The organism is Tropicimonas sp. IMCC34043 (genome assembly GCF_003390845.1).
Taxonomy (GTDB): Bacteria; Pseudomonadota; Alphaproteobacteria; order Rhodobacterales; family Rhodobacteraceae; genus Tropicimonas.
Genome location: NZ_QMEK01000001.1, coordinates 1243258 through 1260500, shown reverse-complemented (window position 1 = coordinate 1260500; position 17243 = coordinate 1243258). Strand labels below are relative to the sequence as shown.

The window sequence follows — 17243 nt, the reverse complement described above, 5'->3', positions numbered from 1 at the left end:
GGTGTCGAAACCGGAACCCTGTGATCTCGCCTGGAGGCGTCATTGGACAAAGGACTGACCGAGGCTGCACGGAACGTCGCCTGGCGGATGCGACGGTCATCGCTTGCGCCGGTGCGCATCGCGCTTCTGGCGGCGGGGGCAGAGGCGTCGGCGATCGTGCTGGCCGCGTGGTTCGCGCAATATGCTGTGGTGTATGAGTTCTCCGGCGGTCATGGTCTTCTCCTGGCGCTGCTGGTCGCGGGGTGCGCCGTGCCGCTGACCGCGGTGCTCAGGGGCTACCGGCTGGACAGGATGCTGCATGTCCGGCGGGGCGTGCTGTCCGCACTCGCAGGGCTTGCGGCGGGCACGGCGCTTGTTTGGTTCGCGGACGGGCCGGGGGTCGTCATTGCGGTGGCCTGTGTGCCCGCACTGGTTGTGCTTCGACTGGCGCTGGCCAGTGCAACGAAATGGGCGGTGCAGCAAGGCCTGACGGAACGGCGGGCAGTGCTGGTCGGCGGCGGAGCGGGGGCCACGGCGTTGATCCGGGGGCTCGCACAGCGGCCCGGCAACGACATCCGGATCTGCGGGATCTTCGACGACCGCGGTCGCGACCGGTCGCCCGACCTAGTGCTCGACGTGCCGAAGATCGGCCGCTTTGCCGAGTTGGTCGGCTTTTGTCGGCAGGCGGAGGTCGATTTGATCATCGTGACGCTCCCGCCCGAGGCAGCGACCCGGATCGCTCAGTTGCTGGCACGGTTTCGGGTTCTGCCGGTGCCGGTGCACCTGTCGGCCTTCAGTCAGGACTTCCGGTTCGAAGACGGACCGGAGGGCCTGAGCGCGCTGTTGCCCGCAAGTTTCCAGCCGGAGCGGCGGGCGGTGAAGCGGGCGTTCGATCTCTGCCTTGGGGCTGTCCTGTTGGTGCTGCTCTCGCCGGTGATGCTGGTTGCTGCGCTGGCGGTGCGGCTGGACAGCCCCGGTCCGGTCTTTTTCAGGCAGGAGCGGTACGGGTTCAACAACCATCCGGTCCGGGTATGGAAGTTCCGCAGCATGCGCGCCGACCAGACCGACCCGACGGCAGCGCAGGTGGTGGTCAGGGGCGACGCGCGGGTGACGCGGGTCGGGCGGTTTCTGCGCAAGACCTCGATCGACGAGCTGCCGCAGCTCTTCAACGTGATGGGCGGGACGCTGTCGCTGGTGGGGCCGCGCCCGCATGCCGTGGCGGCGCGGTCCTCGCGGCAGGAGGCGTTCGACCGGATCGTGGACGGGTATTCGGCGCGCCACCGGATGCCGCCGGGGATCACCGGCTGGGCGCAGATCAATGGCTGGCGGGGGGAGGTGGACGATCCCGACAGCCTCCGCGCGCGATTTGCCCATGATATCTATTACATCGAGAACTGGTCGCTGTGGTTTGACCTGATGATCCTGCTGCGAACGCCGATCAGCCTGCTCGACACGCGTCGCGCCTATTAGGTATTTGATCCCGGTCTGAGGATGCAATTCTGTATCGGCCCAGCGGACTCCGCGCGGGTTAAGCCGCCAATCTGAATGCCCGGGCAGGCCTGCGCATGGCAAGAGCCTGATGAGGGCGGCGGTTGTTGAGGAAACTGATCCAGTCGCCGTTGATGCGGGTTGCGTGTCGGATGCTCTCGAAGCGATGACGGTGGATGCGTTGTTCCTTGAGGGTCCGGATCACGCGCTCGACCATGCCATTCTGCCGGGGGCAGTGCAGCGTGATGAACGCCTGCTTCAGGCCATGGCTGCGGACGATGGCCGTGAAGTGGCGACTTGCGAAGACCAGCCCATTGCCCGACCTCAGAAGGAACTCTTCCGCGACCCGGCGGAGAGCGCCGACCCTGGCATTCAGGGCATGCTCGAGGGCTGCGCTTGCCGCGGTTGCCTTTCCGGACCGCGACAGGTGCCGGCCCAGAAGCTTGCCTGTGTGGCAGTCGATCACCAGAGCCGGCGAGGCCAAGCCATCCTTTCCGGTCCAGACGCGCGCCAGATCAGTGGACCAACGTTCATTCGGCGGTCGCCATGATTGTGCCATTGGTCCGAGCGACAGTGGCGACGCGACAGAAGGCACGGCCTGGATACCTGGGCGCATGCCGACAGCCCGTTTCCTGACCTGCCAGCCCTTGATCTGGAATAGTCGCGGCACCGTATTTTTGTTCAGCCCGAGCAGCCATGCGGTCGTCCCGAAACCAAGACGGCTCCGCCTCGATCATTGCCTTGATAGGGTCTGCGAAGCGGGGATCGACCTTCGCCGCCGCCTTGCTCGGCCTGTAGTAGACCGTCCGACACGGAACACCGAACCACGCGCAGAGCTTGGTCAGCGGCACCGCGATTGCGTCCGCCAGAAGGCCCTCATGAAGCGATCGGATCAATTCCTCACCATGGTCGCTCGGACCCGTGGCGCGTCCATGGCTCGCCGGATCGCCCGGGACCAGTCCTCGGGCAGGCCCATCCCGGCAGCGACTGCGCCGCGCAGGGGGTTCTTCAGGAACGGTGCCTAGCTGTCGCTCTCTGTCGGGGATGAAGAACGGATGAGCGTGCAGGCCCCGCCAATCGTGTGCCCGCCTTCGAACGAAACCGCGGCCGAGCCGTCTTCATGGACTGTGATGGTAGCGGTGTCCTTCTTGCGGGTCGCCTCATAGGTGGTATCGCCCGTCATCTCGACCTCGGCCGCGCGGCCGTCGAAGGTGACCGGGCCACCGGCCTCGGCACGCACGTTGACGCCGCCCGGGCACTGGGCATCGAAGGCGGGAACCTCGGCATGGGCGCCGGTTGTCAGAACGGCAATGGCGGTGGCGGTGGCGGCGAGGATCATTCGCATTTCGGGGAGGCTCCTTGTTTCACTCCGGGGTACAGGCGACCCCGCAGGGCGATCCAAGACCCCGCATGTGAAACGGATATGACGAAACCGGACAAAACCCGTCGCACCGGCCCGGTCGGCCGGGAAAAATCGCCGTTTGGGGGAGGGGCGGAGACGGTGGCGTCAGGCGGCCTTCTCGGCCTCGGCCATCGCCTCTGCGGTCGCATCGAAGGCCAGCAGGATCGAGCCGTGACGATTGCGGAACTCGCGGGCCGGCAGCAGCACCTCAAGGTCTTCGAACGGCGCGTCGGGCACGGGGCCTTCGGCGGTCAGCATGGCGTGCAACTGGTCGCGCGCCGCCTCGACCTCGGCCCGGCTGCGCCCGATCACATGGGCACCCAGCACCGAGGCTGCCGCCTGGCCCAGGGCACAGGCCTTCACGTCCTGAGCGAAATCGGCGATCCGGCCGTCGCGTATGACCAGGTCCACCGTCACGGTCGACCCGCACATCGGTGCGCGGCGGCGCGCTGTGGCCGAGGGCCGCTCGATCCGTCCGAGATGCGGAATCTCGGCCGCAAGCGCAAGGATCCGCCCGGAATAAAGCTTGACGAGGTCGATATCGCTGGCCATTTGCTGTCCGTCCTCAGACTGTCTTCAGAGACAATAGCGACAAACATAGTAGCGCCTTCCGGCAAAGAAAAGGAGCAGCCATGGCCTTCGATCCGCAAAGCCTGTGCTTTGATGCACAGGGGCTGATCCCAGCCATCGCCCAGGACGCCGAGTCCGGCGAGGTGCTGATGATGGCCTGGATGAACGCCGCGGCCGTTCAGAAAACGCATGAAGAAGGCCGTGTAACATATTGGTCTAGATCAAGACAATCGTTCTGGGTCAAGGGCGAGACTTCGGGGCATGTGCAGGAGCTGGTCGAAATGCGCGTCGATTGCGACCGCGACTGCCTGCTGGTTCTGGTGCATCAGAGCGGTCCGGCCTGCCACACCAATCGCCGCAGCTGCTTCTATACTGCGATCCGTCAGGGCGACGAAGTCGAGATCCTTTCACCCATGGAATGAGCCCGGGATAGCGCGCCTTATCCCGCCTTTGTGGGTCTGACAGGAACGATTTGCGGGCTGTGCCGCTCAGGCGGCGTCGCGCAGCGGGCGGGCGCAGGGAAGCAGGCGCATCTCGACAGCTTCGAGCCCTTCGCGGAACGTCAGATCATGGGTGTCGGCGATATATTCGGCAAGCAGCAGCTTGTTGCCGCGAAACCGTGCCAAAGCGGCAGCGTCGGCATGGGGAAAGATCTGACCGAGTTGCGCGAGGTGGTCGGTCCATTCCGTCAGGATATCGCTCCAGGTCATCCGTATGATCCTCTGTTCTGGCCGGCACCTGCGCCGCCACAAAACGGGGCGCGATCCGGCGGGGTCGCACGACACACTGGCAAACAAAGAACTCAACTGAGTGACAGCGTGGCGATTCTGGCGAAGTTCTTCCAGTAAAAACAGCCGCCCGGGCCGTCAGAATTGCTGCATTTGAGCGGAATTTTGCCGGTGTCTGGGGGCGGATTGGATGAATGCCGATGTGTTGCGCATTTGCCCACGCGGGCGGCGCCGATCAGTCGTCGGGAGGCAGCAGGCCGAGGCCGCGCAGGTAGATGCCGATGCCGCTTTCCAGCAGATCCTCGGGCGGAAAGGGGGTGCGGCGGCCGGGGCTGCCACGGGCATAAAGCTCGACCACGCCGTGGCACATTGCCCAGATATGCGCCGCGACCATCTGTGCGGGCGGCCGCTTGTCGGCCGGGATATGGGCCGACAGCTCGCGCGCGGCACGTTCAAGCACCCCCATCGCACGGTCGGCGACCGAGGCAAGCTCGGGCGTGGCGCGGATCGGGATGCCGCTTTCGAACATCGCCTGATAATGACCGGGATATTTTTCGGCGAAGGCCAGATAGGCGCGCCCCGTGGCCTCGAAACTGGCAAGCGCCGAGGGCTGTCCCTTTTGAAAGGCGTATTCCATCAGGTCGCCGAAGATCTCGAATCCCTGGTGCGCCGCCTCGGCGATCAGCTCTTCGCGGCCCTGAAAATGGCGATATACCGCAGCGGGCGTGACGCCCGCCGCCTTGGCGGCTTCGGTCAGCGTGAAGCCCTGCGGGCCCTTGCTCTCGATCAGGATGAGCGCGGCATCGACCAGCGCCTGGCGCAGGTTGCCGTGATGATAGCCGCGCTTAGGCATGAAGCAGGGCAGGACCCCCGCAGATCAGCGGATCGATCTCGCCCACGACCTTGTCGATCTTGCCCTTGTAGTCGATCTGGCTCAGCACCTGTTTCATGGCCTGGATCCGGGCCCGGCGCTTGTCGTCCGAGCGGATGACCGTCCAGGGGGCGTATATTTCGTGGCTCAGGTGCAGCGTTTCGGTGATGGCCTGGGTGTATTCCTCCCACAGACTCAGCCCTTCGACGTCGATACGGCTCAGCTTCCATTGCTTGAGCGGATCGCTTTCGCGTGCCAGCATCCGGTTGAGCTGTTCGGCCTGGCCGACGTTCAGCCAGATCTTGAACAGGGTGATCCCGTCCTCGACCAGCAGCTTTTCGAAATCCGGAAGCTGCTTGAAGAACGCCTGGCGTTCCGGCTTGGTGCAGAATCCGAACACCGGTTCGACCACGCCGCGGTTGTACCAGGACCGGTCGAACATGACGATCTCGCCGCCTGCCGGCATGTGTTCGATATAGCGCTGGAAATACCATTGCGAGGCCTCGCGGTCCGAGGGTGCGGGCAGGGCGACCACGCGCGCGCTGCGCGGGTTCAGATGTTCGCGGAACCGCTTGATCGTGCCGCCCTTGCCGGCCGCATCGCGACCCTCGAACAGGATCGCGATTCTGGCGCCGGACTCGCGTGCCCAGGCCTGCAGCTTGACCAGTTCGATCTGCAGCAAAAGCAGCGTCTTTTCATAGTCGTCAGCATCCATCCGCGTCTTGTAGGGATAGCTGCCGTTCAGGATCGTGTGCCCCTTGGCCTCATCTATGGCCTCGCGGACATCCTTCGGTGCCTTTTTCTTGTAGAAGGTGCTGATCGCACCATCGAATGGCATATTCATCGTAGGTACCTCCGGTATCGGACCGATCTTGGCAGGAGGACCCGGTCAGTTCAATCCGCCCCGTCGTGCCGCATTGTCGATTGCCGCGACCGTGGCCGCAGGATCGACATGGTGAAGCATGTGGCCGACCCCGGGCAGTTCGGTCAGCCGGGCATCGGGAGCGATCTCGCGCAGCGGCCGGGCATGGACAACGGCGGGCACGATCGTGTCGGCCGTGCCCTGCAGGATCTCGATCGGCAGCCGCAGCGTGGGGTATCGCGGCGCCATGACGGCAAGGTGGTCCTTGAGCGTGCCGACCTGACGGACATTCGCGCGCAGCACGTCGGGCTGCAGGCTCAGATCGACGCCGACATGGTCGGCATAGCCGGCGGGCGCATCCTGCGGCGAAAAGATCTTGCCGATCAGCCGGCGCACAACCACGGATGGCAGCAATGCCGCGACCATGGGAACCAGCGTCGCCCCGCCCATCCCGGTCGAGGCGACGCGGTACCAGGGGCCAAGCTCGCCCGGCCAGGGCATTGCGGCGCCGGCCAGCGAGACGACGGCGGCGACGCGGTCCGGATGGTCGAGCGCCCAGGACAGGGCCACCGCCCCGCCATAGGAATGGCCGACGACAACGGCGCGTTCGACGCCCAGCATCGCCGCGGCACGGTCGAGCACTGCGGCCTGTTCGGCGGGGCTTTCGCCGTCGTCGTGCAACCGGTCGGAATGTCCCAGTCCCGGCCGGTCGACGGCGATCACCCGGTACCGCGGTACCAGCCGGTCCACGAGGTCATAGGTGAAATCGCGCAGGTTGCCCGAGGCGCCGTGGATCAGCACCACGTCGGGGCCGCTGCCCTGCACCAGAACATGCAGCCGCCGGCCGTCGATGGTCAGGAATTCGCCCTCGGGCGGATAGTCCTGTTCGGCCTTCGATCCGGTCACGGGCGGTGCCTCGTGGTGCGCGCCGTGCGTCGTCCCATCACACCCTCACATCGATTCGAGCCCGATCCGTTCCATGTCGAACGGCGTGCTCTGATAGATCTGGTTGATCCAGTTGCCATAGAAAAGGTGAGCGTGGCTGCGCCAGCGGTTGGTCGGCGGCAGTTCGGGATCGTCGTCGGGATAGTAGTTCACCGGCACGGAGATCGCCTTTCCCTCGACAACGTCGCGGTCGTATTCTTCCTTCAACGTGTTGCTGTCGTATTCGAAGTGGTTGAAAACATAGAGCGCACGGCGCCCCGGATCCGAGACCAGCGCCGGGCCGGTCTCGTCCGAGCCGATCAGCGGGATCAGGTCGGCGACCGCGTCGACCTCGTGCTGGCGCACCTCGGTCCAGCGGCTGACCGGCATCAGCAGGTCGTCCGAAAAGCCGCTGAGATAGGGCGAGGCCGGGGCAAGATTGCGGTGCCGGAAACAGCCGAACGCCTTCTGGTCCAGCAGATGTTTCGGCACACCGTGAAAATAGTTGATCATCGCCATGCCGCCCCAGCAGACACCGACGGTCGAATGCACGTTGGTCTGGGTCCAGTCGAAGATCTGCTTCATCTCGTCCCAGTAGGTGACCTCTTCGTAGGGCAGGTGTTCGATCGGGGCGCCGGTGATGATCAGCCCGTCAAGCTTCTCGTCGGCGACCTCGGTCCAGGGCCGATAGAATTCTTCCATGTGCTCGGCTGCGGTGTTCCGGGTCTCGTGGCTCGAGATCCGGATCAGTTTCAGGTCGATCTGCAGCGGCGTCGCGCCGATCAGCCGGGCAAACTGGGTCTCGGTCTGGATTTTCTTGGGCATCAGGTTCAGCAGCCCGATGCGCAGGGGGCGGATGTCCTGGCGCGCGGCACGACCCTCGCCCATGACCATCACGCCTTCGTTCTGCAGAACGTCGAAGGCGGGCAGGTTTTCAGGCAGGGTTATCGGCATCGTCAAGGTCCTTTTGAACAGATCGCAGACATAGGTCAGTCACGAACGGTTCTCAAGCGCAAGCGCATGTGCGGGAATCGACAGCGGTCCGTGCCAGGACTGCGCAGGCGACAGTCGCAGCACCATTGCCTCCCGACGTCAGCGGACGCGGGCGATCACAACCGGTCGAGGGCCTCGCCGATCAGGTCGAGGAAGGCCCCGGCGGTTTGTGCGGCCGCGACCTCGTCGGCGCGCAGGCTGACCCCCCAGTTGCGCGCCATGGCGGCATAGGCGGGCTGGCGGGCGGCAAGCGCGCGGCCATAGGCGAAGCGCACGAAGGCATTGGGGTCGACGGCCTCCGGCTCGGAGCCGCTTTCCTTCAGGTAGTCCTGCCAGCAGGCGTCGGTGAACTCGGGGCGATAGCACATCGGTTTCGGCGCCCGGTCGAAACGGCGGATCAGCTCCTGCCGGTGCGCTTCGGAGCCTTCGATCCAGACCATCAGCATCGAGCCCGCAAGCGCGCGCAGCACCGGGTCCTCGGGATCGTCGGGGTTGACCACCTCGCAGATCGAGCCGCCGGAATCGCAGACGAAATGCGGATAGCCATAGATCGTGTCGGCGCGCTCGATAAAGCGCGGGGCGTCGAGCAGGGCCGCAACCTCGGCCGTGTGGTGCTGATCCTGGCGCTTACGGTATTCGTCGATCGGCAACCCGCCCAGGGCCGGATCGCCGGGCTTGCCCAGATAGTTGGACAGCGGCGTGAGGTTGTTGAAAGTGATGTTGGAGCCGATGAAGATCGAATCCGACAGCAACAACTCGCGCAGGCGCGGCACTTTCATCGCCTCGCGCTTGAAATCGTCCGCGATCAGCTCGCCCATGTAGCGGGTGCCGATCCGGTAATCGACGGAATAGTGGAACCAGTCGCCACCAGCCCGCAGCATGGTTGACGCGTGTGTCTTGCCAAGGCCGGACATGCCGAACAGCAGGATCCGTTTCTCGGGCGCGGCATGCCAGGAGGCCGCATCGGGGTAAAGGCGTGGGACGAAGCTCATGCCCCGGTGGTAGCCGGGCCACGCGGGATTCACTAGGGGGGTTGCGACACCTGCCGCACTGCAGCGGCGAAATCCCGCGGCTCGCGGGCGGGCGCCACAGCGCAGGATCCGGAAGGATCGCAGGCCGCTGAAGGACAAGGCGACGACCGGACGCCGCGCCTAGAAATTATAGCCGACGCGGAAACCGAAGGAGGTGGCGGTATTGTCCTCGAACACCGCGCGGGCGACCAGGGGATCGCCGGTCGAGGGCTTGGCGTCGCCAAGCCAGGCGTGCCGGACCCCGGCCGAGATAACGAAATCCCCGACGTCATAAGAGGCGCCGAGCGCCAGCGCGAAAAACCCGGTGTAGGGCTGCAGCGGCGAGATCATCTCGTCGGCGCTGGCCTCGTAGCTGGCCGAGACCGAGGCGGCGAGTTTGTCGGTGAACTGCCGCCCGACGCCGAGCGTGTAGGTGGTGGTATCCTCGATCTCGACCAGGCCAACGCCTGTGACAGAGGTGAACAGCACCGGGTCGACCAGGAACTGGCTCCAGTCCACCCAGCGGACCGAGCCGAACAGCAGCGTGTCGCGGGCGACACCGGTTTGAAAGTCGAGGTTGATCGATTGTGGCGTCTTGACCTCGGTAACGGACGATCCGTTCAGCAGATCGGCCATCACGACGCCGTAGCCCGGAATTGCGACCGGGATGTCGGGGCCCGATTCGGTCGTGTTCATGCTGTGCGTGATCGCCGAGTTGTAGGTCAGCGCGATCCGGAGCGCGATCTCGGGGATCTCGTAGGCGCCGCCTATGACGTAACCGGCCGCCGTGCTGCCATCGAGATCGACGTTGTAGCCGTTGACATAGCCATAGGCCTGGCCGCCAAGCGAGATCTGGCCCTTGATCCGCTGGATCCGCACCCCGCCATAGGCGCTCCAGTTGTCGGAGAACTTGTAGCGCAACAGGGCGGTGAGGGTCGAGGTTTCGGCGTCGGCCTTGGTGCCGCCAAGGTCGGTGGTCGCGGGATTGCCGTTGTAAAGCAGGTCGGTACCGAAGGGCTCTTCAAAGATCAGCGCGCCTGACCACGCGTCGCTGAACCTGAATTTCAGCGCAACGCCGGCAGTGTAGAAATCGTTGACCATGTCGTCATAGTCGAAGCCCGCCTCGTTGCCCGGCAGAAACGGCGGGGTCGCTGGCACGCCCTCGCCGGTTCCGGAAACGCTGGGGTTGGTGAAGGACAACGAGATCTCGGCATATCCGCCCGTCGCCCCGCCATCCTCGAAAAGAACACCGATAGGTTGTCCGGTCCGGTCGAGTCCGCCGGCAGATGCTGCACCTGCCGTCACTAGGGCCGCTGACACGCTGGCGATAATGATCTTCATGGTATTCTGTCCCCCGCAAAATGCGCAGCCGTCTCTTTGTGCCCCTGAATACCTGATTTTGTGTTCCGAAATGTTGGAAACACTCATCATCGGGATTATTTTCTACGCAGAGACACTTTGGCACGGGGAGGTGATTTGCTGTCAAGTTATGTTTTGCCAACATGACCTTGCGGCATATCCTCCGGACTCCGAGATCGCAAATTGAGCGCATTCGCCCCGAAGATGATCGCGGCGCCGATCAGGACGGTGATCTGCAGCGGTTCGTGGAAAAACAGCGCGCCGATCAGCGCCATTACCGGTAGCCGCAGGAAATCCATCGGCATGACGACGGCGGCCGGGGCGAGCGCCAGCGCCGAGGACAGGCAGACATGGGCCGAAAGTCCGGTCGCTCCGATGATCAGGAACCAGGGCAGGGCCCAGGCGGGAGGCAGCGCGATCTGTCCGTCGGCGCCCGCGCAGATCAGCGCCATGACAGCCTGCATCGAGGTCAGCCAGAACATGATGCAGGTGACGGTCTCGGTCCGTGTCAGCTTGCGTGTGAACAGGGCCGAGGCCGCAAAGCCGACGGCGGCCAAGGCTGCGGCCAACATCGGCGGGCTGATGCCACCGACATCGGGGCGGACGATTATCAGGACCCCGGCAAAGCCGATGACGGCAGCCAGCGCCCGCACCCGGGTCAGCCGTTCGCCCAGCACCAGCGGCGCCATCAGCGCCACCCAGATCGGCGAGGTGAATTCGAGCGCGATGACCTGCGCCAGCGGGATCAGCGCCAGCGCCAGGAACCACAGGTTCTGGGCCACGAAGTGAAACAGGTTGCGGGTCAGCTGCAGCCCCATCTTGCGCGTCGTGACCTGGCCGAGCGAGCCAAGGACCCGCGCCGCAACCAGCAGGATCACGAAGCTGACGACCGAGCGATAGAGCATGATCTCGAACGTGTCGTGCGCCGAGGACAGCACCCGGCCAGCGACCGCCATCAACGAAAACGAGGCGATGCCGCCGACCATCCAGAGCGCGGCGCGCAGGGTCGCGCTCATGCCCGGTCCTCCTCGATCCGGTAGCTGCGGGGCAGGCCCTCGGTGATCTTTCCCCAGTCCGATGCACCTACGCGGGCCTGGTGCGCCTCGAAGGCAGCCCTGTCGACAAAACGTTCCGAGACGTTGAAACGTCCCGGTCGGGCCGGATCGGGCGTGACATCGAACAGCAGGCATCCCGGTTCCGCACGGCTCAGCCGGATATGATCGGGCAGCGCGGCCGTTACGGCCGCAAGCCGCGCCGCAGGCACATCGATGTGGCCGCTCAGGCGCAGGCCGCGGGGGCTGTGTTGGGCTGTCTCGATCATGGTGGTCTCCTCACGGCTCCGCGATCCTTGCCTTGATGCGCCGCGGGCTGCAACCCCGGCAGGTACTGTCGAGAGACCGCCTTGGCGGTTGGTGCGGAGGGTCCAGCGGATGCCGGGAAGCCGGACAGCGACCGCAATCGTGATCGGATGGCCGGCAATGACATGCTGCCTGGGGCGGCGGCTTGCGGGCACGTCGACGCCGCCGGGGTGCGGTGACGGGATCAGAGCCCGCGGCGAACGGACGTCTTCTGAGTTCGGTGCGAAAAACCCGCATGTCCCGCGTGAAGGGTCTGAGGTAGCGTCGCCGGCATGACACCTTCACCCAGATCGGTGCTGTTGCTCGGGGCTACCGGAACGATTGGCCGCGCCACAGCCAAGGCCCTGACGGCGGCTGGCCACCGGGTCATCGCGCCGGTGCGTCCGGGCGCTGACACCAGCGCCCTGCCGTCATCTGTCCCCAGCGCGCTGACACAACCCGTCCTTGCGACCTTGATGAAAGAGCATGCTTGCGATGCCGTGATCTCTTGCCTGGCGTCGCGTAGCGGCGCCCCGGCCGAGGCGCGCGCCGTCGACCACCACCTCAACAGCGCAGCCCTGCGCGCGGCCCAAGGCGCCGGGGTCGCGCAGTTTGTCCTTCTGTCCGCGATCTGCGTGCAGAAACCTGCGCTGGCCTTCCAGCACGCCAAGCTCGCCTTCGAGGCCGAGCTGCAGGCCGCGCCGATTGTCTGGTCCATCGTGCGCCCCACCGCCTACTTCAAGTCGCTCTCGGGCCAGTTGAACCGTCTGCGTGCGGGCAAGCCGTTTCTGCTGTTCGGCAATGGCGCGTTGACCGCCTGCAAGCCGATCGGCGACGACGATCTGGCACGCTATCTGGTGCAATGCCTGGCCGATCCCGATCTGCAGAACCGCATCCTGCCGATCGGTGGTCCGGGGCCTGCCATCACCCCGCGCGCGCAGGGCGAAATGCTGTTTCAGGCCCTGGGTCTGACGCCGCGGTTCAAACATGTGCCCGTCGCGATGATGTCGGCGATCATCGCCGGCCTCTCGGTTTTGGGGACGTTTTCTCCGCGGCTTCGCGACAAGGCCGAACTGGCGCGCATCGGCCGCTACTATGCCACCGAATCCATGTTGGTCTGGAACGAGGCGACCGGAAGATACGATGCCGATGCAACTCCCGAGTTCGGCAGCGAAACGCTCGCCGATCACTACAGGCGACTTGCCACCGAAGATCTCCCGGACGACCGGGGCGCACATGCGGTCTTCTAACGTCCCCGCGGGACAGGTGCGGGGCAGGGGTCACCGGCCCTTCGCGGCCAGCCCGTCCAGAACCTTGCTGGCGATGCTCGATTGCTGGGCCCAGTCCGGGGCCTTGGCGGCGGCACGAAGGGCCGCATCGGACATGAACTGACGCAGGTCCCCATCCCCAAGCAGGCGTGCCATGGCGTCGGCGAATGCCACGGGATTGTCAGACGGTACCAGCAGCCCCGCGTCGCGCGGCACGGTGTCGGGAACGGCGCCGGTCCGGCAGGAGACGATGGGCAGGCCGTAGCTCACGGCCTCGTCGAACACCATGCCATAGCCCTCGTAGCGCGTGGCCAGCGCGAAGATGCTCGCGGCGCGATAGAGGCCCTGCAAATCCTCTGTCGAGATCCGGCCGGCAAGGTGCACCCTGTCGCCAAGGGTCAAGCGGGCCACCTCGCGCGCCAGATCCTCGGCATGTGCGGCATCCCAGGCGCTGCCGACGATGACCGCAGTCCAGTCGAGGTGCCGGATCCGGCCGAGCGCCTCGATCAGGATGTCGTGCCCCTTGCGCGGATGTAGGATGCCGACCGACAGGATCAGCGGCGGTTCGACGGGGATCGAGGGCCCCGACGGCGGCACCACGCCGGGCCGGACGATGGTGATTTTTCCCGGTTCCACGTTGTACCGGCCGATCAGGATCGAGCGGGTGTGGGCGCTTGGCACCAGGACATGGTCTGCGAGGCGAAGGTTGTTCCATTCGGTTCGGAACAGATGGTCGCGCAGGTCCTCGGACAGTCCGCTTTCGAGCGCGAGCGGGTGGTGGATCATGGCGACAATCGGTGCCGTCACCTTCGCCAGCCCGGCCGTGTCGATTGCGCCAAAGACAAGCCCGTCGAGGATCAGCGGGCAGTCCTTGTCCACGGCGGCGAGGGCCGCAACGGCCTCTGCCATGTCCGCGTCCGAGGGTTCGGGGAAGCTGGCGCCAAGCGGCAGGTGCAGCACATCATGGCCGACAGCCCTCAGCCCTTCCAGAAGGGACCGCTCATAGATGTAGCCGCCCGTCAGCGTATCGATGTCGCCCGGTATCGCAAAGGCCGCAGGCGCCCTCATCGCGTGACCTGCTCGGCCGCGTAGACCGCCAGAATACGCCGTTCCATGACGCCGATCCCGGCATAGCCGAGGACCGACAGCAGCGCGACGATCACCACCGAGCTCCACAGCAGGTCATAATCGGACAGCGAGGCCGAAAGGGCCATCAGGCTGCCGATGCCGCGGCCGGTGGCGAGCCATTCGACCACGGTCACTGCCAGCACCGAGGCGGGCACGCTCATCCGCGCCGCCGCGAAGAAGGCGGGCAGCATCGCCGGGATCTGGACATGCCAAAGCCGCAGAACGGGGCCGGCCGCATAGCTGTCGAAAACGTCGAGCACCTGGCCCGGCGCCTGCCGCAGCCCATGGCGGCAGGCGACGAAGGTCGGGAAGAAGACCATGACTGCAACGAGCGTAATGGTCCCGACGGCTCCGCGCCCGAACGCCAGCACGACAAGGGGGGCGGTTGCGACGATGGGGACAGATCGCAGCGCCACGGCGACAAAGGTCGCGCCCGCGCCAAGTGCCGGGGCCAGCATCAGCGCGATTGCAAGGCCCGCGCCAAGCGCAAGCCCCGCGGCGACCCCCGGCAGCAGGAACACCGATGTCTCGCCAAGCGCGACGGCCAGCCTTACCCGGGTTTCGGCCGCGTCCGGCGCTGTCACAAGCGCCTGCCAGACATCGACGGGGCGCTTGGCGAAGAACGCGCTGAGGTGAAACGCCTCCATCGCGCCCCACCAGATCAGCAGGGCGAACAGGAGGACCAGTGCCGCATTTCCGAATGGCACATGGCGCCCGGTCAGCCGGGGCTGCGGCGGCGGCGCAAGGATCACCGGCGGGCTTTCGGTCAGGGTCAGGCGCGCCAGCAGACCGACCGCGGCATAGGCCAGAATCGACACGGCGGCTGCAACGCTCGCCAGCGCCCAGATTGCGCTGACATCGAGCGCGCGCATGGCCCGGATGGTCAGAACGCCCATACCGCGTTCGGCCCCGGTGAACTCGCCAACCATGGCGCCCAGAAATGCGGCGGGCGCGGCGATCTGCAGACCGGCGAATAGATAGGGCAGCGAGGCCCGCGCCCGGACAAAACGAAGCTCGGCGATCCGGCCGCGGCCATAGCTGCGGACAAGATCGAACCAGACCGCGGGCGCGGCGCGCAGCCCGACAAGCAGCGGCACGAAGGTCGTGTAATAGACCGCAAGCGCCGCCAGCGTGATCTGCGGCCCGTTGCCGGGCCCATAGAGAACCCGCAGGATCGGACCCGTCGCCACCAGCGGCAGGCAAAAGACCAGCAGCGCAAGGCCCGAGACGACGGGCTCGCTTCGCGGCCAGGCAAGTGCGGCCGATGCGAGCAGGATCGCCACGGCATTGCCGGCGGCAAATCCGATTGCGGCATTGCCCAGCGTCTCGCGCAGCGCGCGGCCGATCAGGCCGGCGTTCTGCAGGATATGAGCCAGAACGTCCAAGGGCGTGGCGAGGATATAGGCACCCGCCAGCGCCCGCCCGGCCAGTTCCCAGACCAGCAGCACAGCGGCGACGCCAAGAAGCCCTGTGTAGTCGGGGCGCGACACCGGCCGCTTCGCGGTCGGGATCATTGCGCGGCCAGCGGCTTTGCCGCGGCCATCCCCCGGGCCAGAGCCGCCGACACGGCCTGGACGATTGCATTGAATTCCGGCGTCGCGGCAACGCCGGGCGCATGCGGGTGCGGCAGCGGCACCGCAAGGTCTGCAACGATCCTGGCGGGCCGGGGCGACAGCACCAGGATCCGGTCGGCCAGAAGCACGGCCTCGGGGATCGAATGGGTCACTAGGAGTGTTGTGGTCCGACGCTGCTCCCAGATCCGGGGCAGATCGTCTGCCAATTGCCGGCGGGTCATCTCGTCGACCGCACCGAACGGTTCATCGAGCAAAAGCAGCCGCGGTTCGGTCACCATGGCGCGCGCGATGGCCGCGCGCTGCCGCATCCCGCCCGACAGCGCGCCGGGGCGGGTTTCGGCAAAGCCGTCGAGGCCGACGAGCCGGACAAGGTCCCTGACCGCGCGCGGATCGGCAGGCTTGCGGGCAAGTTTCAGCGCCAGTTCGATATTGCCGCGCACGGTCCGCCACGGCAGCAGCGAATGGTCCTGAAACGCCATCGAAAGACCGGCCTTGCGCAGGATCTCGGCGGGCGGGGCACCGCCGATCAGAACCTCGCCAGCGCTTGGCGCCTCCAACCCCGCGATCAGGCGCAAAAGCGTGGACTTGCCACAGCCAGACGGACCGACCAGCGCCGTCGTCCGCCCGCCCTCGAGCGTCAGATCGAGTGGCCGTATAACCTCCACGCCCCCCGGAAACGCCTTGCTCAGGCCGATGCACTGTATGCCGGGGGACTCCGTTATATCCGCCTCAGATCCCATGAACCTCTTCGAGTATGGAACGGTCCCAGAGATCGGGTGTCACGTTATGGCCGAGCAGCGCCAGGGTCGCGATGTTGTTTGCCACCGCTTCGTCCGTCCACCAGCCAAAGCCGTAGGTGTCGGTCAGATCCGAGAACATCAGCGGCACCTGCCGCACCGCCTGCAGCTTCTGGGTCGCAAGGTCGAGGCCGGCATCGGGGAACATCTCGACCGCCAGCGCGGCGGCGGCGTCGGTGTCCTCGCGATAGGCGTCCCAGCCACGCGCCTCGCCCGCCATGAGAGCGACCAGTTCATCCCGGCGATTGGCCAGACTGTCCTCGGTTGCGATATAGGTCTGGGAATGCAGCGCATAGCCGAAATCGGCCATCAGCATGGTGACGCTTTCGATGCCCTGCATTGCCATCGCGACCGGCAGATCGGTCTCCCAGCAAAGCAGGCAATCGACGTCCCCCGCCACCAGCGGCTGCGCGGAGTATTGGGTCGGCACGACCTCGATCCGGTCGATGTCGACATCGTTGAGCGTGCACAGCGCCTGCAGGACCGGCATGTTGGCCAGCGCCATGCCGATCCGTTTGCCCTCCAGATCGGCCGGGACATTGACCGGGTTGGCAGGCAGCGAGGCGATGACGAAGGGGTTTTTCTGCATCGCGACGCCGATGATCCGGAACGGTGCCCCCTGTTCGACGGCGGCCGCGGTATAGTCTGCGGCCGAGATCCCCACCAGTGCCGCACCCGAGACCACCGGCGGTTCGACTGGGGCGTTCGGTCCGCCTTGCTGGAGCGAGACGTCGAGGCCCGCGTCCTGCCACCAGCCGCGCGACAGCGCGATATAGCTTCCGGCGAACTGAACCGAGTGCAGCCAGGACAGTTGCAGGCCGACGGCGGTCTGTGCGCGGGCGCGCGGGGCGGAAAGGGCCAGGCCGAGCGCGGCCAGACCGGCGCTGCCCCCGGCGATAACTCTGCGGCGGGAAAGATGTACTGGGGCCATGGGTGTCCTCGGTCTCCTCTGC

The 17243-nt window shown here is 66.0% G+C and carries 19 protein-coding genes; 3 read left to right on the top strand and 16 right to left on the bottom strand.

What is annotated here, in order from left to right; genetic code table 11:
- Positions 1-42: 42 nt before the first annotated feature.
- On the top strand, positions 43-1449 hold the full coding sequence (locus DQG17_RS05915) for an exopolysaccharide biosynthesis polyprenyl glycosylphosphotransferase (RefSeq protein WP_232829338.1): 1407 nt from the start codon (positions 43-45) through the stop codon (positions 1447-1449).
- 58 nt (positions 1450-1507) lie between these two features.
- Here the strand turns inward: DQG17_RS05915 and DQG17_RS05910 are convergent, their stop codons facing one another.
- The 3 genes from DQG17_RS05910 to DQG17_RS05900 all read right to left on the bottom strand — a co-directional run bounded on the left by DQG17_RS05910 (position 1508) and on the right by DQG17_RS05900 (position 3421).
- Positions 1508-2083, bottom strand: coding sequence for an integrase core domain-containing protein (locus tag DQG17_RS05910; protein ID WP_198666034.1), 576 nt, complete (start codon positions 2081-2083; stop codon positions 1508-1510).
- A 405-nt stretch (positions 2084-2488) separates the two neighbouring features.
- Positions 2489-2812 (bottom strand): hypothetical protein, encoded by a 324-nt coding sequence (locus DQG17_RS05905; protein WP_157973533.1) that lies wholly within the window; start codon positions 2810-2812, stop codon positions 2489-2491.
- 162 nt (positions 2813-2974) lie between these two features.
- Positions 2975-3421 carry an iron-sulfur cluster assembly scaffold protein gene (locus DQG17_RS05900; RefSeq protein WP_116131797.1) on the bottom strand — a complete coding sequence of 149 codons (447 nt, stop codon included), beginning with the start codon at positions 3419-3421 and terminating at the stop codon, positions 2975-2977.
- Between the two features lie 80 nt (positions 3422-3501).
- Between DQG17_RS05900 and hisI the strand changes: the two genes are divergently transcribed.
- Positions 3502-3861: a phosphoribosyl-AMP cyclohydrolase gene (hisI, locus tag DQG17_RS05895; RefSeq protein WP_116131796.1), complete on the top strand. Its 360-nt coding sequence runs from the start codon at positions 3502-3504 to the stop codon at positions 3859-3861.
- A 66-nt stretch (positions 3862-3927) separates the two neighbouring features.
- Here hisI and DQG17_RS05890 read toward each other — a convergent pair whose 3' ends face one another.
- The 9 genes from DQG17_RS05890 to DQG17_RS05850 all read right to left on the bottom strand — a co-directional run bounded on the left by DQG17_RS05890 (position 3928) and on the right by DQG17_RS05850 (position 11507).
- Positions 3928-4149, bottom strand: a complete 222-nt coding sequence (locus DQG17_RS05890) for a hypothetical protein (protein WP_116131795.1) — start codon at positions 4147-4149, stop codon at positions 3928-3930.
- A 253-nt stretch (positions 4150-4402) separates the two neighbouring features.
- Complete coding sequence (locus DQG17_RS05885) at positions 4403-5020, bottom strand: TetR/AcrR family transcriptional regulator (protein ID WP_116131794.1); 618 nt, start codon at positions 5018-5020, stop codon at positions 4403-4405.
- Positions 5013-5882 carry a polyphosphate kinase 2 gene (gene ppk2, locus DQG17_RS05880; RefSeq protein ID WP_116131793.1) on the bottom strand — a complete coding sequence of 290 codons (870 nt, stop codon included), beginning with the start codon at positions 5880-5882 and terminating at the stop codon, positions 5013-5015. The genes DQG17_RS05885 and ppk2 overlap by 8 nt, the downstream gene beginning before the upstream one ends.
- A 45-nt stretch (positions 5883-5927) precedes the next feature.
- Positions 5928-6806, bottom strand: coding sequence for an alpha/beta fold hydrolase (locus tag DQG17_RS05875; protein WP_116131792.1), 879 nt, complete (start codon positions 6804-6806; stop codon positions 5928-5930).
- A 45-nt stretch (positions 6807-6851) separates the two neighbouring features.
- Positions 6852-7778 (bottom strand): homoserine O-succinyltransferase, encoded by a 927-nt coding sequence (gene metA, locus DQG17_RS05870; protein WP_116131791.1) that lies wholly within the window; start codon positions 7776-7778, stop codon positions 6852-6854.
- Positions 7779-7933: 155 nt separating this feature from the next.
- Entirely contained in the window at positions 7934-8809 is an 876-nt protein-coding gene (locus tag DQG17_RS05865) for an ATPase (RefSeq protein ID WP_116131790.1), read from the bottom strand.
- A gap of 159 nt (positions 8810-8968) precedes the next feature.
- On the bottom strand, positions 8969-10168 hold the full coding sequence (locus DQG17_RS05860; RefSeq protein ID WP_116131789.1) for an OmpP1/FadL family transporter: 1200 nt from the start codon (positions 10166-10168) through the stop codon (positions 8969-8971).
- Positions 10169-10314: 146 nt separating this feature from the next.
- Positions 10315-11202, bottom strand: coding sequence for a DMT family transporter (locus DQG17_RS05855; RefSeq protein WP_116131788.1), 888 nt, complete (start codon positions 11200-11202; stop codon positions 10315-10317).
- Positions 11199-11507: a putative quinol monooxygenase gene (locus tag DQG17_RS05850; protein ID WP_116131787.1), complete on the bottom strand. Its 309-nt coding sequence runs from the start codon at positions 11505-11507 to the stop codon at positions 11199-11201. The genes DQG17_RS05855 and DQG17_RS05850 overlap by 4 nt, the downstream gene beginning before the upstream one ends.
- A gap of 309 nt (positions 11508-11816) precedes the next feature.
- Here DQG17_RS05850 and DQG17_RS05845 point away from each other — a divergent pair, with 309 nt between their 5' ends.
- Complete coding sequence (locus DQG17_RS05845; protein WP_116131786.1) at positions 11817-12773, top strand: NAD(P)H-binding protein; 957 nt, start codon at positions 11817-11819, stop codon at positions 12771-12773.
- 30 nt (positions 12774-12803) lie between these two features.
- Here DQG17_RS05845 and DQG17_RS05840 read toward each other — a convergent pair whose 3' ends face one another.
- Genes DQG17_RS05840 through DQG17_RS05825 form a run of 4 tightly spaced genes read right to left on the bottom strand, consistent with a single transcriptional unit; the run spans position 12804 to position 17221 of the window.
- Positions 12804-13859, bottom strand: coding sequence for a glycosyltransferase family 4 protein (locus DQG17_RS05840; protein WP_116131785.1), 1056 nt, complete (start codon positions 13857-13859; stop codon positions 12804-12806).
- A complete protein-coding gene (locus DQG17_RS05835) occupies positions 13856-15433 on the bottom strand; it encodes an ABC transporter permease (RefSeq protein ID WP_116131784.1) in 1578 nt (525 codons plus the stop codon). Before DQG17_RS05835 ends, DQG17_RS05840 begins: the two co-directional genes overlap by 4 nt.
- Positions 15430-16233, bottom strand: a complete 804-nt coding sequence (locus DQG17_RS05830) for an ABC transporter ATP-binding protein (RefSeq protein ID WP_198666033.1) — start codon at positions 16231-16233, stop codon at positions 15430-15432. Before DQG17_RS05830 ends, DQG17_RS05835 begins: the two co-directional genes overlap by 4 nt.
- Complete coding sequence (locus DQG17_RS05825) at positions 16223-17221, bottom strand: ABC transporter substrate-binding protein (protein WP_116131783.1); 999 nt, start codon at positions 17219-17221, stop codon at positions 16223-16225. Before DQG17_RS05825 ends, DQG17_RS05830 begins: the two co-directional genes overlap by 11 nt.
- Positions 17222-17243 lie beyond the last annotated feature (22 nt).